The sequence below is a fragment of the Ruegeria sp. CJ2 genome (assembly GCF_056536745.1).
The window spans coordinates 84,083-96,389 of the sequence record NZ_JBQFQF010000011.1; the positions used below are offsets into that span (position 1 = coordinate 84,083).

Sequence of the window (12,307 nt, forward strand, 5' to 3'; positions counted from 1 at the left end):
GTTTTCTGCACCTTGGCTTGAGTGGAGTGTCCAAGGCGGCCAGTGTTGGCCCCGTAGAGGCATCCGTCAAAAAAACAAACGGCGGGCACAAGTTGGACTGAAGTCGGCACAGAATCGACCTATCCAGTTTGAAAGGGTTCGGATAGTGATTGCGCGCACAACAGGGGCGGCAATTCGGGGAATATTGGTTGCGTTGATCGTGCTGACCCCCGCGTTGTATTTGCCCGCATCGTCAACGAATGGGACCGAGATCGTCGTGTTTCTCGCCATTCTCGCGTTTTTCCTGACCTTTGCTGAATATAACTCGGCCTTTCCCAGCTTTATCGAGTTCCGCGACGCACCGCCGGTGAACCGTCTGCGATTTGTCGGGCTGGTCACAATGATCATGTTTCTGACGCTGATCTGTAAGAACGCCTATGCGCCGACCCATCTGACAACTGTCTTTTATTCGGTCGGTTTGAGCGTAGCCAATATCGCCGACTTTCCCTATTCGCCTGTTCGGTTGATCGTGCTGATGCTGCCTGCGGATGCCAGTGCGCCCCTGATCGAACTGGTTCGCATTTCGGCCAGTGTCGCTTATCTGACGGCGCTGATCACGATTGGCAGCTTTGCCTACGCCGTGAAACTGCGTGGCTGGCCCACGGGCAATGGTGCGTTCAACGTCTGGACAAATCTGCCCTTGTTCGATCCCACCAAGGGCGGCGATGTGGTCACCCGCCTGCAGCGCGACGGTCGGCTCAACATCTCGATCGGGGTTCTGCTGCCGTTTTTGATTCCGGCGATGATAAAGTTGCTGACCAATTACGTGGATCCCATTTCACTCAGCAATCCCCAGACGCTGATCTGGACCATGAGCGCATGGGCTTTCCTGCCCGCCAGCATGATCATGCGTGGCATGGCGACCCTTCGTATCGCGAACCTGATCGTTGAAAAACGGCGCGCCTATTCCACGGCCGAGTCCACTCAGACCGCATGATCCGAATAATATTCCTGCTTTTGCTGCCCATGATGGCGCAGGCAGAGACCGTGCGCGTGGCAACCTTCAACACCGAACTCAGCCGCGATGGGCCGGGCCTGCTGCTTAGGGATATTGGGCGCGGCGACGCTCAGGTTCAGGCCGTGGTGCGGGTTTTGGCAGCCGTGAAGCCAGATATTGTCGCGCTACAGGGGGTCGACTGGGACTTTGGCGGCCAGACACTTGCCGCATTGACCGACCAGTTGCGAGAGGCCGGTTTGGATTACCCACATCAGTTCGCGGCACAACCAAATTCAGGGTTGGAAACAGACCTGGACTTGGATGGCGATGGGCGTACCCACGGTCCGGGCGACGCGCAGGGGTGGGGCAAGTTTACCGGGCATGGCGGTATGGCGGTTCTGTCGCGCTATCCCATCAACCGGGACGCGGTTCAGGACTTCTCGCCATTGCTCTGGCATGCGGTGCCGGATGCGCAGATGCCGGAATTGGACGGGCAGCCTTTTCCGTCGGAAGATGCTCAACAAGTTCAGCGCCTGTCCTCGGTCGCACATTGGGTGGTTCCGGTTGAAACACCCTTTGGGCCGTTTGATCTGATGACATTTCACGCAGCACCCCCGGTTTTCGACGGACCGGAAGATCGGAACGGGCTCCGCAATCACGATGAAATAAGGCTGTGGTCACATGTTCTGGATGGTCGGCTGGGCAAAGCCCCCGAAGGGCCTTTCGTGATCGCCGGGGACGCCAATCAGGACCTCACCCGCGGAGAGGGGCGCAAACAAGCGATTCAGGCTCTGCTGTCTCATCCCCTGCTTCAAGACCCGCAGCCCCGCGACAGTTCCGGCGCGTTGACAACGGTCACCTGGAAGGCAACGGGCGATATGCGCGTGGACTACGTCTTGCCCTCGACCCATTGGACGGTTCGCGGCAGCGGCGTTCATTGGCCGGACGCAGGGGCTAAGGAGCAAAAGGCTGCGCAAATGGCCAGCCGCCATCGACTGGTTTGGGTCGATCTGGAGTTGGAATGAGGTCGAAAAACAGGGCAACCCGCTGGTCGCCCTGTCTTAGGTCGAGGTTTGTCTTCAAACCCTGAAGAACTCGTTACACAGGATGCGTGATGTCAGGTCCGCGGCGCAGAGGACGACCCACCGCCCGCCGGATCACGACCCCCGCTGGTGGACGAGCTTCCGGTCGGGTCACTGCCGCCACCGGTCGTGGAACTTCCGCCCGGATCACGGCCGCCGCCGGATGTGGAACTGTCGCTCGGATCACGGCCCCCGCCTGAGGTTGAGCTGTCTTCGGGCTCACGCTCCTCACCCGTTGGTGGACAGGGAACCGATGCCGTTCCAGCAACCGCCGAGTCATCGCACCCTCCGGGAGGCGGTGGTGGCGGCGGCAGACAGGGTTGATCCGGGCTCGCACCACTGGGGCTGGCCCCGCCGGTGCAGCCAACAACGTCTCCGTATTTATTGAAAATAGGCTCGGGCTGGATCGGCTCCGGGGCCTCTGTCTGGCTACAGGCGGCGACAAATGCCAGACACGCGGTCGCAGCCCATAGTTTCGAAAAATTATGCATTCACTTGTCCTTTTTCACGGATCAGCGCACACCCGCACCGACCCAAACCATCCAAAAAAGCGTACTCGTAACCCATTGTGAAATATGGAAAGTGCTATCTCTCTTTCGGAACGCCGGAACTTTAGAATTGAAATCTGCGGACAAAAAGCCGCTAATCCGCATCAAGATCATGCAAATTTGCAGGATGATGCGGGATGAACTGGGACAATCTGAAAGTGTTGCTGGCCATCAGTCGGGCAGGCTCTTTGACCGGCGCGGCACATGTCCTTGATGTGGACGCGACCACCATGGGCCGTCGGTTGACCGCGTTGGAACAAGAGCTTGGGGTGATCCTGTTTGTGCGGTCCAAGGCGGGGTTCGTGGCGACCGAAGCCGGGGCCATCGCAATCGAACGCGCCCAGCAGATCGAAGCAAACTATCATCGAATGACAGACGAGATCTCTCAATCGCATGCCAGCGCAGTGGGGAAGATGCGGATCATTGGGAATTCGTGGACAATGCAGAGGTTGGCCGTGTCGGGGATGGATCGGTTTCTTGCCGAAAACCCCGGACTGGACCTGAGGCTTATGACCCGTGCCGCAACAACGCGCATCTCGGGTGAGGCCTCAATCCAGATGTGGTTTGAAGTTCCCCCCGAGTCTGCGGAATACACCGTTACACTGGGTCAGGTGCCTTACGCCGTTTATCGCGCCGCCCACCTGCAAGACATACCCGACAGTTGGGTTGCCTTCTTTGATGAAGAGGCCAGCCGCCCGATCATCAACCGCGCTGTCAGACGCCTGAGCAAACCTTCGGAAAAGGTCCGTTTGACGGCAACGGACGCAAGCGTGTTGGTCTCGGCGGTCGCTGCCGGGGCGGGCAAGGGGCTGCTGCCCATGTGCCTTGCCGAAGGGCGCGACGATCTGGTGCGTGTCGGTTCAGGTCGTCCGGAATTCAGCCGTACCCTGTACCTCTATCTCAACCCGGATACGGTTGGGTACAAGCGCGTGCAGGTCACTGTTGAATGGGTGCGCAAGGCGTTCAACACTGCGTTTCTACCGAACAGTTGAAAGCTGGCTGAGCAGGGCAAGCCCAAAACACCCTTGGGAATTCGTCGTTCCGGGCACAGATACGGGTTTTACCCCGACCTGACGGCTTCCTCGCATTGACCCCATGCGGCGCAGGCGCTAGGGCCATTGCGACGAAACGCAAGGAGATCCTTCATGTCCAACCCCTCGCTGCTGATCCTGCCCGGAGATGGTATTGGCCCCGAAGTCATGGCCGAAGTCCGCCGCATCATCGACTGGTTCGGCACGAACCGCGGTCTGGCGTTCGACGTGAGCGAGGATCTGGTCGGCGGTGCCGCCTATGACGCCCATGGTAAGCCGCTGTCGGACGAGACCATGGCCCGCGCGCAAGAGGTGGACGCGGTGCTGCTGGGTGCCGTGGGTGGCCCGAAATACGACGATCTGGATTTCAGCGTGAAGCCCGAGCGCGGATTGCTGCGCCTGCGCAAGGAAATGGACCTGTTTTCAAACCTGCGCCCGGCGCAGTGCTTTGACGCGCTGGCCGACTTCTCGTCGCTGAAAAAGGACATCGTCGCCGGTCTGGATATCATGATCGTGCGCGAACTGACCTCGGGCGTTTATTTCGGCGAGCCGCGCGGCATCTTCGAGGAAGGCAACGAACGCGTGGGCATCAACACCCAGCGTTACACTGAATCCGAGATCGAACGCGCCGCACGCTCGGCCTTTGAACTGGCGATGCGCCGAAACAAGAAGCTGTGCTCGATGGAAAAAGCCAACGTCATGGAATCGGGTATCCTGTGGCGCGAGGTCGTAGACCGCGTGGCCGAGGATTACCCCGAGGTCGAGCTGACCCATATGTATGCCGACAATGGCGCGATGCAGTTGGTACGCGCGCCCAAGCAGTTTGACGTGATCGTCACCGACAACCTGTTTGGCGATATCCTGTCGGATTGCGCGGCGATGCTGACCGGCTCGCTGGGTATGCTGCCATCTGCGTCGCTGGGTGCGCCCATGGCCAATGGCCGTCCCAAGGCGATGTACGAACCTGTCCACGGCTCGGCCCCCGATATTGCGGGTCAGGGCAAGGCGAACCCGATCGCCTGTATCCTCAGCTTTGCCATGGCACTGCGTTACAGCTTTGATCAGGGGGCTGAGGCTGACCGTCTGGAAGCGGCCATCGAGAAGGTTCTGGCCGATGGTGTCCGCACTGCTGATCTGCTGGCCGAAGAGGGCGTGCAGCCGGTTTCGACCACCGAAATGGGTGATGCAATTCTGGCGGCGCTGGACGAAACCGTCTGATCAGGCGGCCATACACATGCAAAAGGCGGTGCCCAGCGCACCGCCTTTTTCTTTGCCCGGTCAGTTGCCGAAAATATTGTTCAACAGGTTGTTGATGGCATTCTCGAACCCGTTGCCCTGCCTCCGGCGTTGCTGCCGGGGCTGCGCGGTTCGCACGGGCGGGTCCGGGGCCAACATCGGCAAGGGCGTCGGCGTCATCCCTTCGGTCACACGCAGCATAGTTTCCTTCCAGATTTCCGCAGGCAACCCGCCGCCGGTGACACCGGAAAGCGGCGTATTGTCGTCATAGCCCATCCAGACACCCGCCACGTAATCTGCCGTGAACCCGATAAACCACGCATCGCGTGCGGCCTGAGTCGTGCCGGTCTTGCCCGCCACCTGCCATCCAGGTAGCTGCGCCCGCGCGCCGGTGCCTTGCGAGACCACGCGCTCCATCATCCATGTCAGTTGCTTGGCCGCCTTGTCGTTGATGACACGCTCTCCGATGCCGGTCGTCGTCACCATAACGGGCGTCTGGTCCCCCAGCAGCTTTAACTCGGTCAAACCATAAGGTTCCACGGACGAGCCACCGTTCAGGATACCCGCATAAGCCCCGGTCATCTCGATCAGCGTGCTTTCCGACGCGCCCAGGGCAAGGGCGGGACCCTCGGCCAGATCATTGGCAATCCCAAACCCGCTGGCAACGGTGCGCACATTTTCAAGCCCCGCAACCTCGGCCACTTTGACGGCCGGGATGTTCAGCGAGTTCTTCAACGCATCCGCAAGCGTGACCCGGCCATAGAACTTGTTGGTATAGTTCTTGGGGCACCACTGGCCCGAACCGGGGATATTGATGCAATAGGGCTCGTCCACGACCGTATCCAGCGGAGAATACCCAAGCTCCAACGCTGTCGCGTAGACGAAGGGTTTGAAGGATGATCCGGTCTGACGCAATGCCTGCGTCGCGCGATTGAACGCACCTGATACGCGCGTCTTGCGACCGCCGACCATGGCGCGCACAGCCCCATCTGCGGACATCACAACAATCGCGGCCTGCGCCTTGGACCCTTCACGGACTTTTTCCTGAAAGATATATTGCAGCGCCTCTTCTGCCGATTTCTGCAGGCGCTGATCCAGGGTTGTCCGGATCACCACATCCTCGGTCGTGTTGCGGGTGAAGAACTCGGGTCCGCTGGCCATGACCCAATCGGCGAAATACCCGCCTGCACGCGCGGCGGCGGCTTCGGACAGTTCCGCGGGACGGGTGCGGGCTTCGCTGGCCTGCGCGGGGGAAAGGTATCCCTGATCCTCCATCAACCCGACCACCAGACGCGCCCGATCCTGCGAGCGTTGCAGGTTGTTCGTCGGCGCATACCGGGTCGGCGCGACCAGAAGGCCCGCCAGCATCGCGGCCTCGGACGGGGATACTTCGGCGGCTGAAATCCCGAAATACCGCTGGCTGGCAGCCTCGAACCCGCGCGCCCCTGCGCCAAGGAACGCACGGTTCAGATAGATAGTCAGGATTTCGTCCTTGGAGTATTTGACCTCCATCGCCATCGCGTAAACGGCTTCCTTGGCCTTGCGCCACAACGATCCCTGACGACAGTCAGCTTCATAGGCCGCCTCGGACTCCCAATCAGCGGGATCATAAGGAACACCCAGACACAGCAGTTTGGCCGTCTGCTGCGTGATGGTCGAACCGCCATGGCCCGACAGCGGCCCCCGGCCTTCGCTCAGGTTGATGCGCACGGCGCTGGCAACCCCGCGCGGGCTGACACCGAAATGGCGATAAAACCGCTTGTCCTCGGTCGCGATAACCGCGTGCTTGAGGTGCGGAGACACGGTATCAGCCGTAATGACCCCGCCGAACTGATCACCACGCCATGCAAACACCTTGCCGTCGCGGTCCAGCATCGTGACCGACCCGCGCGCGCGGCCGTCCAAAAGCGAATCGACATCGGGCAGCGAGGTGTAGACAACGCCAATCGCCAGCGCCAGCAACAGCGCGCAAACGGCCCCGACACGCCATGTCACACCCCAGATCATCCGCCACAGCCAACGGAACATACGGCGGAATATCCCTCCTCCGCCTCCGCCCGTTTTCTTGCGTGTTTTCTTGCGGGTGGGCTTGCGTGTGGTGGTTTTGCGTGCGACGGCCTTCTTGCCCGCCGGTTTCGCGGTGCGCTTGGTCGCCTTGGGCTTGCGGCCCTTGGAGGGGTATCTTTTATCCGCCACCAAGGGGGTCTTGCGGCGCTTGGAATCTGTCATTTCCGAACTCTGCCCGGTTATCGTTTTGAGGCACCATACCCTGCCACACCCATGAAGTTGAGGTCCGAATTTCCGGTAAATCGCTTCCTTTTTGCGCACATTTTTTAGGCATTCCCGGCTAACTGTGCAAAAATTGTGCACCGGGCCGCAATTTTCCCCAGCGTCCGATTGCCCTCAGCGTTCCTAATGCCCGTCAGTCGCGCTCTTTTGCTGCGAGTGCAAACAAGCCGGACAGACCGGGAAGCAGAGGGGATCAACGTGAAACTGATCATTGCGACAATCAAGCCGTTCAAGCTGGAGGAGGTGCGCGAGGCACTGACCGAATCTGGCGTGCGCGGCATGATGGTGACCGAAATCAAGGGCTTCGGCTCGCAATCGGGTCACACAGAAATTTATCGCGGCGCGGAATATGCCGTGAACTTTGTACCCAAGATCAAATTGGAAATCGTGGTGCCCGCTACGATGGCCGACCAGATCGTCGAGACCATCACCAAAACCGCCAAGACCGGCAAGATCGGTGACGGCAAGATTTTCGTCCTCGATGTCGAGCAGGCCCTGCGCGTGCGGACCGGGGAAACGAACGAAGAGGCGCTGTAAGCGCCCCCACTCACAATCATTCGAGGACTGACAATGAACCTGATGAAATCTCTCATCCCTGCTGCCGCGATCGTTGCGCTGCCGCAGATGGGTCTGGCGCAAGAGGCCGCCGACGGCGAAGCCGCGCTCCATACCCAGTATATCTTTACCACGCTGCTGTTCCTGATGGCGGGCTTCCTAGTCTTCTTCATGGCGGCAGGTTTTGCCATGCTGGAAGGCGGTCTGGTGCGTTCCAAGAACGTGGCCATGCAGATGATCAAGAACGTGGCGCTGTTTTCCATTGCCGCGATCATGTACTGGCTGGTTGGCTTCAACACGATGTATCCGGGCGACTTCAACGGCTTCTTTGCCATTGGCGGCCCCACCGTGCTTGACCCGGTCGGTGTCGACCCTGCCGAGGCTGCTTTGGACTATGCCTCGATCGGTTCGGACTTCTTCTTCCAGTTGGTCTTTGTGGCTGCCACCGCGTCCATCGTGTCGGGTGCCGTGGCCGAGCGGATCAAGCTGTTCCCCTTCCTGATCTTCGTCGTTGTACTGACAGGTATCCTGTACCCGATCTCGGGCTCGTGGCAGTGGGGCGGCGGCTGGCTGTCTGAAGCGGGCTTCTCGGATTTCGCTGGCTCGACCGTTGTGCACTCGGTCGGTGGCTGGGCAGCTCTGGCAGGTGTGATCGTGCTGGGCCCGCGTATCGGTAAGTACAAGGACGGCAAAGTCCACCCGATGCCCGGTTCGAACCTGGCCCTGGCAACCTTGGGTACCTTCATCCTGTGGCTGGGTTGGTTCGGCTTCAACGGCGGCTCGCAGCTGGCGATGGGCACCGTGGGCGACGTAACTGACGTCTCGCGTATCTTTGCCAACACCAACATGGCCGCTGCAGCCGGTGCCGTAACCGCACTGATCCTGACGCATCTGCTGTACAAAAAGCCCGACCTGACCATGGTTCTCAACGGTGCGCTGGCCGGTCTGGTGTCGATCACGGCTGAACCTCTGGCCCCGACCCTGTTCGGCGCGCTGTGGATCGGTGCTGTGGGCGGTGTCATCGTGGTCTTCGCGGTTCCGATGCTGGACAAGCTCAAGCTGGACGATGTGGTCGGTGCGATCCCGGTTCACCTGTTCGCCGGTATCTGGGGCACCATCGCCGTGATCTTCTACGGTGAAGCCTCGCTGGGCACCCAGCTTCTGGGTATCGCGGCCTACGGCATGTTCACCTTTGTCGGCGCGCTGATCCTGTGGGTCATCCTGAAAGCCATCGTTGGCATCCGCGTCAGCGAAGAAGATGAGATCAACGGCCTCGACATGGCGGAACTGGGCATGGAAGCCTATCCGGAATTCTCGAAGGGCTAATCCCTGAGATATCCAAACCAAAGCCGGGCGTACGCGCCCGGCTTTTTCTTTTCTGACTGTTGAATTTCATAGACTCAGATGGTCGTTTGCAGTTCTGATCTTTTACAGGAATTTTCTATCGAACTGCCATTTAATGCCCAAATCACCGCCCAAAACAAAAATAAAACTATTGCGCCTTCGTGACATCGGCTGGAAGTTATGGGACCCCATCGGTCTGCTGGGGCCAGAAGACAACTGGCAAGACGATGAAAACGCCCCGTTCTCTGACGAATACGACACATACCTACAAAGGGCCGCGGGAATGCTCCGCAGGGGAGAAGAGCGTCGAAGAGTTGTGGACTACATCGTTCAAATAGAAGCTGTGCACATGGGATTGGGAAAAAGACAGAGCTCCCGCCAACGCGCCGAAGATGTGGTGGATGCGATCATCGGCGACAAGGAACTTTGGACCTAACACCCCCTTAGAGATCAGTTTGCCCGACCCGCGAAAGAAAAAAGCCGCGCTGGTTTGCGCGGCTTTTGTCATTCATTGGCAGTTGGCTCAGACCCCGACGTCAACAATCGCCTTAGCCAAAATCGGCACCGTTGTCGCGTTCAGACCCGCAATGTTCAGACGGCTGTCACCCACCATGTAGATGCCGTGATCATTGCGCAGCTGCTCGACCAGTTCAGGCGCGGCCCCAAGGCGTGAGAACATGCCGCGGTGTTGGGCGATAAAACCAAACCGGTCCGAGCCGCTCAGCCTTTGCAACTCGTCAGCCAGTTGTTGGCGCAGACCCAGCATGGACAGGCGAACCTCTTCCAGCTCGGCCGCCCAATCCGCACGCAGGGCCTCGTCATTCAGGATCGTGGTGACAACGCGCGCACCGTGATCGGGCGGGAAGGAGTAATTCTGGCGGTTCAGAAAGGCCAGCGTCGACTGGTTCAATGCCGTCTGCGCCGCGTCATCGCTGATCGCCATCAACAACCCGGTCCGTTCGCGGTAGACGCCAAAGTTCTTGGAACAGGACGCCGCGATCAGGCAACGTTTGACCGACGAGGCCACCAGACGAGTCGCCTGCGCATCTTCTTCCAGACCATCACCGAAGCCTTGATAGGCAATGTCGATCATTGCCACGAGGCCCAGCTCATTAATGATGTTCACGACCTCTTGCCACTGAACCATGTTCAGGTTGGCCCCGGTCGGGTTGTGGCAGCACCCATGCAGCAACACCACGTCGTCTGCCTTGGCAGTCTTCAGGTCCTCGACCATGCCATCGAAATCCACGCCTCGGGTCTCGCCGTCGAAATAGCGGTACGGGACGGTTTCAATGCCAAGATAGTTCAAGATCGACAGGTGGTTCGGCCATGTGGGGTTCGACACAAACACGCGCGCCGACGGGTTGGCCATACGGATCATCTCAAACGCTTGCCGACAGGCACCAGTGCCGCCGGGTGTTGCCACGGCCGCGATATTGCCGCGCGGGACCGAGGTGCCAAGGATCAGGCCGATCATCGCATCCGCATAGGCCGGATCACCAGCCAGACCGGTATAGGCTTTGCTTTCCTGTTCGTCCAAAATACGCTTTTCAGCCGCTTTCACCGCGCGCATCACCGGGGTCACCCCTTCGGCATTCTTGTAGACGCCAACACCCAGGTCGATCTTCTGATCGCGCGGATCTTCGCGGTACATCTGCATCAACGCCAAAATCTTGTCGGCGGGCTGCGGTTTGAGGTTCTCGAACATCAGTTCTCTCCGGTTGCGACGGGCAGGGTCGGGAAAGCACCCCATTCAGCCCAGGAGCCGTCATAAAGCGAGTGGTCTTTCTTGCCCATGCGTTCAAGCGCAAGGCTGAGGATCGCGGCTGTCACACCCGACCCGCATGAGGTGATGGCGGGTTTCGACAAATCGACGCCTGCGCCCTCGAACACAGCACGACACTCCTCGGGGGATTTCATCGTGCCGTTCTTGTTGAGCAGCGAATCGAACGGTACATTGCGCGAGCCCGGAATGTGCCCCGAACGTAGCCCTTCACGCGGCTCGGTTCCGGTCCCTGCAAATCGGGCGGCGGAACGCGCGTCAATTATTTCGTGGTCGGCCAATTTCGCCGCAGCAGACACCTGAGTGACATCCCGCACCAGATGGTTTTGCACGCGCACCGTCATGTGGCGGTCGCGGATCACCGGGGGAAGGTCTTCGATCTCACGCCCTTCGGCCTGCCATTTGGGGAAGCCGCCATCCAGAACGGCGACATTATCCTGACCCATCAGTCGGAACAGCCACCAGACCCGCGCGGCGGACATCAGCCCCGCGCCGTCATAGACCACCACCTGATGACCATCCCCAACGCCCATCGCCCGCAAGCGCGACATGAATTTCTCGACCGGAGGCGCCATATGCGGCAGGTCCGACCGATGATCCGAGATGTCGTCAATGTCAAAGAATCGCGCGCCCGGGATATGGGCCGCGTCATACTCGGCCTTTGCATCCCGCCCTTGCTGCGGCAAATACCACGACCCGTCCAGAACCCGCAGGTCCGGGTCCTTGAGATGGGCTGCAAGCCATTCGGTAGAAACGAGGGTTTTCGGATCGTCCTGCATCAAAGCCTCCCCAAAGCGAGCTTGGGTTTTCCCTATACGCGCAGAGTTGCGGGTTCAAGGCTGGATGGCGTTTTCAGGGGGCCGTTTCCATAACCACGGACGAAGGATAGTGGTGCATGTTCAGAAATGCGGCGCCCTCGCCACCCGCCCGATAGCCGTGTGGCAGATCGGCGGCAAAGCGCAGACCCTGCCCGGCCTGCAATGGAACCCATTCGCCATCGCGTAGAATCTCGAGCGACCCGTTCAGTACAAAGACCTCCTCGGTCACACCGGCGGCATGGGCAGCGGATTCGTGGCTCTGGTTCGGGGCAAGATCAACATGGAAGGTTTCCGCACCCAGTGCGGGATCAAAAGGAAAGACGATCTTGACCTCGATGCTGCCGGGGAAGGTCACTGTGCGGAACAGGCTGGCATCCGCCGGATCGCGCAGCGCCGACGATCCGATCAAAGCGCTGAGCGGCAGTTGGAACCCTTTGGCGATTTTCCACAAGGTGGCGATGGTCGGACTGGATTCGCCCCGTTCGATCTGGCCAAGCATCGCCTTGCTGACGCCCGTCAACTCGGCCACTTTCGACAGGCTCAAGCCGGTTGCCGCCCGCACGTCCCGCAGTTTCAGCGTAATGTCGTCAGAGTCCATCTTAGCGTCCCGCGAATCCTCTTGTGCGTTATAGCGCACATGTGATA

At 59.8% G+C, this 12,307-nt stretch carries 12 protein-coding genes; 7 read left to right on the forward strand and 5 right to left on the reverse strand.

Translation table 11 applies throughout. The features are described from left to right. Nucleotides 1–145: 145 nt before the first annotated feature. The gene (locus ACR0MS_RS16075) at nucleotides 146–976 is read left to right on the forward strand and encodes a hypothetical protein (RefSeq protein ID WP_480575397.1); all 831 of its coding nucleotides are present in this window, start codon (nucleotides 146–148) and stop codon (nucleotides 974–976) included. Then, on the forward strand, nucleotides 973–2,001 hold the full coding sequence (locus tag ACR0MS_RS16080; RefSeq protein ID WP_480575400.1) for an endonuclease/exonuclease/phosphatase family protein: 1,029 nt from the start codon (nucleotides 973–975) through the stop codon (nucleotides 1,999–2,001). Before ACR0MS_RS16075 ends, ACR0MS_RS16080 begins: the two co-directional genes overlap by 4 nt. Before the next feature lie 92 nt (nucleotides 2,002–2,093). Here the strand turns inward: ACR0MS_RS16080 and ACR0MS_RS16085 are convergent, their stop codons facing one another. Continuing rightward, complete coding sequence (locus ACR0MS_RS16085; protein WP_480575404.1) at nucleotides 2,094–2,549, reverse strand: hypothetical protein; 456 nt, start codon at nucleotides 2,547–2,549, stop codon at nucleotides 2,094–2,096. A 194-nt stretch (nucleotides 2,550–2,743) separates the two neighbouring features. Between ACR0MS_RS16085 and ACR0MS_RS16090 the strand changes: the two genes are divergently transcribed. Continuing rightward, nucleotides 2,744–3,598 (forward strand): LysR family transcriptional regulator, encoded by an 855-nt coding sequence (locus tag ACR0MS_RS16090; protein WP_480575407.1) that lies wholly within the window; start codon nucleotides 2,744–2,746, stop codon nucleotides 3,596–3,598. Nucleotides 3,599–3,751: 153 nt separating this feature from the next. Continuing rightward, nucleotides 3,752–4,855: a 3-isopropylmalate dehydrogenase gene (leuB, locus tag ACR0MS_RS16095; RefSeq protein ID WP_480575410.1), complete on the forward strand. Its 1,104-nt coding sequence runs from the start codon at nucleotides 3,752–3,754 to the stop codon at nucleotides 4,853–4,855. Nucleotides 4,856–4,915: 60 nt separating this feature from the next. Here the strand turns inward: leuB and ACR0MS_RS16100 are convergent, their stop codons facing one another. Next, nucleotides 4,916–7,102 (reverse strand): transglycosylase domain-containing protein, encoded by a 2,187-nt coding sequence (locus tag ACR0MS_RS16100; RefSeq protein ID WP_480575413.1) that lies wholly within the window; start codon nucleotides 7,100–7,102, stop codon nucleotides 4,916–4,918. A gap of 258 nt (nucleotides 7,103–7,360) precedes the next feature. Here ACR0MS_RS16100 and ACR0MS_RS16105 point away from each other — a divergent pair, with 258 nt between their 5' ends. The 3 genes from ACR0MS_RS16105 (at nucleotide 7,361) to ACR0MS_RS16115 (ending at nucleotide 9,497) form a co-directional block, all read left to right on the forward strand. Continuing rightward, complete coding sequence (locus ACR0MS_RS16105) at nucleotides 7,361–7,699, forward strand: P-II family nitrogen regulator (RefSeq protein WP_480575416.1); 339 nt, start codon at nucleotides 7,361–7,363, stop codon at nucleotides 7,697–7,699. A gap of 33 nt (nucleotides 7,700–7,732) precedes the next feature. Further along, nucleotides 7,733–9,043 (forward strand): ammonium transporter, encoded by a 1,311-nt coding sequence (locus ACR0MS_RS16110; RefSeq protein WP_480575419.1) that lies wholly within the window; start codon nucleotides 7,733–7,735, stop codon nucleotides 9,041–9,043. 133 nt (nucleotides 9,044–9,176) lie between these two features. Then, nucleotides 9,177–9,497 carry a hypothetical protein gene (locus ACR0MS_RS16115; RefSeq protein WP_480575422.1) on the forward strand — a complete coding sequence of 107 codons (321 nt, stop codon included), beginning with the start codon at nucleotides 9,177–9,179 and terminating at the stop codon, nucleotides 9,495–9,497. Between the two features lie 87 nt (nucleotides 9,498–9,584). Here the strand turns inward: ACR0MS_RS16115 and ACR0MS_RS16120 are convergent, their stop codons facing one another. From ACR0MS_RS16120 to ACR0MS_RS16130, 3 genes are all read right to left on the reverse strand, one after another. Next, entirely contained in the window at nucleotides 9,585–10,769 is a 1,185-nt protein-coding gene (locus ACR0MS_RS16120; protein ID WP_480575425.1) for an amino acid aminotransferase, read from the reverse strand. Beyond that, the gene (gene sseA, locus ACR0MS_RS16125) at nucleotides 10,769–11,623 is read right to left on the reverse strand and encodes a 3-mercaptopyruvate sulfurtransferase (RefSeq protein WP_480575428.1); all 855 of its coding nucleotides are present in this window, start codon (nucleotides 11,621–11,623) and stop codon (nucleotides 10,769–10,771) included. The genes ACR0MS_RS16120 and sseA overlap by 1 nt, the downstream gene beginning before the upstream one ends. 73 nt (nucleotides 11,624–11,696) lie before the next feature. Next, on the reverse strand, nucleotides 11,697–12,260 hold the full coding sequence (locus ACR0MS_RS16130; protein WP_480575431.1) for a helix-turn-helix domain-containing protein: 564 nt from the start codon (nucleotides 12,258–12,260) through the stop codon (nucleotides 11,697–11,699). Between the last annotated feature and the right edge of the window lie 47 nt (nucleotides 12,261–12,307).

Bases quoted from the DNA above. Each gene is read 5' to 3' on its own strand.
- ACR0MS_RS16085 (WP_480575404.1), bottom strand. From the start codon at position 2,549: ATGCATAATTTTTCGAAACTATGGGCTGCGACCGCGTGTCTGGCATTT.
- ACR0MS_RS16130 (WP_480575431.1), bottom strand. From the start codon at position 12,260: ATGGACTCTGACGACATTACGCTGAAACTGCGGGACGTGCGGGCGGCA.
- ACR0MS_RS16115 (WP_480575422.1), top strand. From the start codon at position 9,177: ATGCCCAAATCACCGCCCAAAACAAAAATAAAACTATTGCGCCTTCGT.
- ACR0MS_RS16120 (WP_480575425.1), bottom strand. From the start codon at position 10,769: ATGTTCGAGAACCTCAAACCGCAGCCCGCCGACAAGATTTTGGCGTTG.
- sseA (WP_480575428.1), bottom strand. From the start codon at position 11,623: ATGCAGGACGATCCGAAAACCCTCGTTTCTACCGAATGGCTTGCAGCC.
- ACR0MS_RS16110 (WP_480575419.1), top strand. From the start codon at position 7,733: ATGAACCTGATGAAATCTCTCATCCCTGCTGCCGCGATCGTTGCGCTG.
- ACR0MS_RS16080 (WP_480575400.1), top strand. From the start codon at position 973: ATGATCCGAATAATATTCCTGCTTTTGCTGCCCATGATGGCGCAGGCA.
- leuB (WP_480575410.1), top strand. From the start codon at position 3,752: ATGTCCAACCCCTCGCTGCTGATCCTGCCCGGAGATGGTATTGGCCCC.
- ACR0MS_RS16100 (WP_480575413.1), bottom strand. From the start codon at position 7,102: ATGACAGATTCCAAGCGCCGCAAGACCCCCTTGGTGGCGGATAAAAGA.
- ACR0MS_RS16090 (WP_480575407.1), top strand. From the start codon at position 2,744: ATGAACTGGGACAATCTGAAAGTGTTGCTGGCCATCAGTCGGGCAGGC.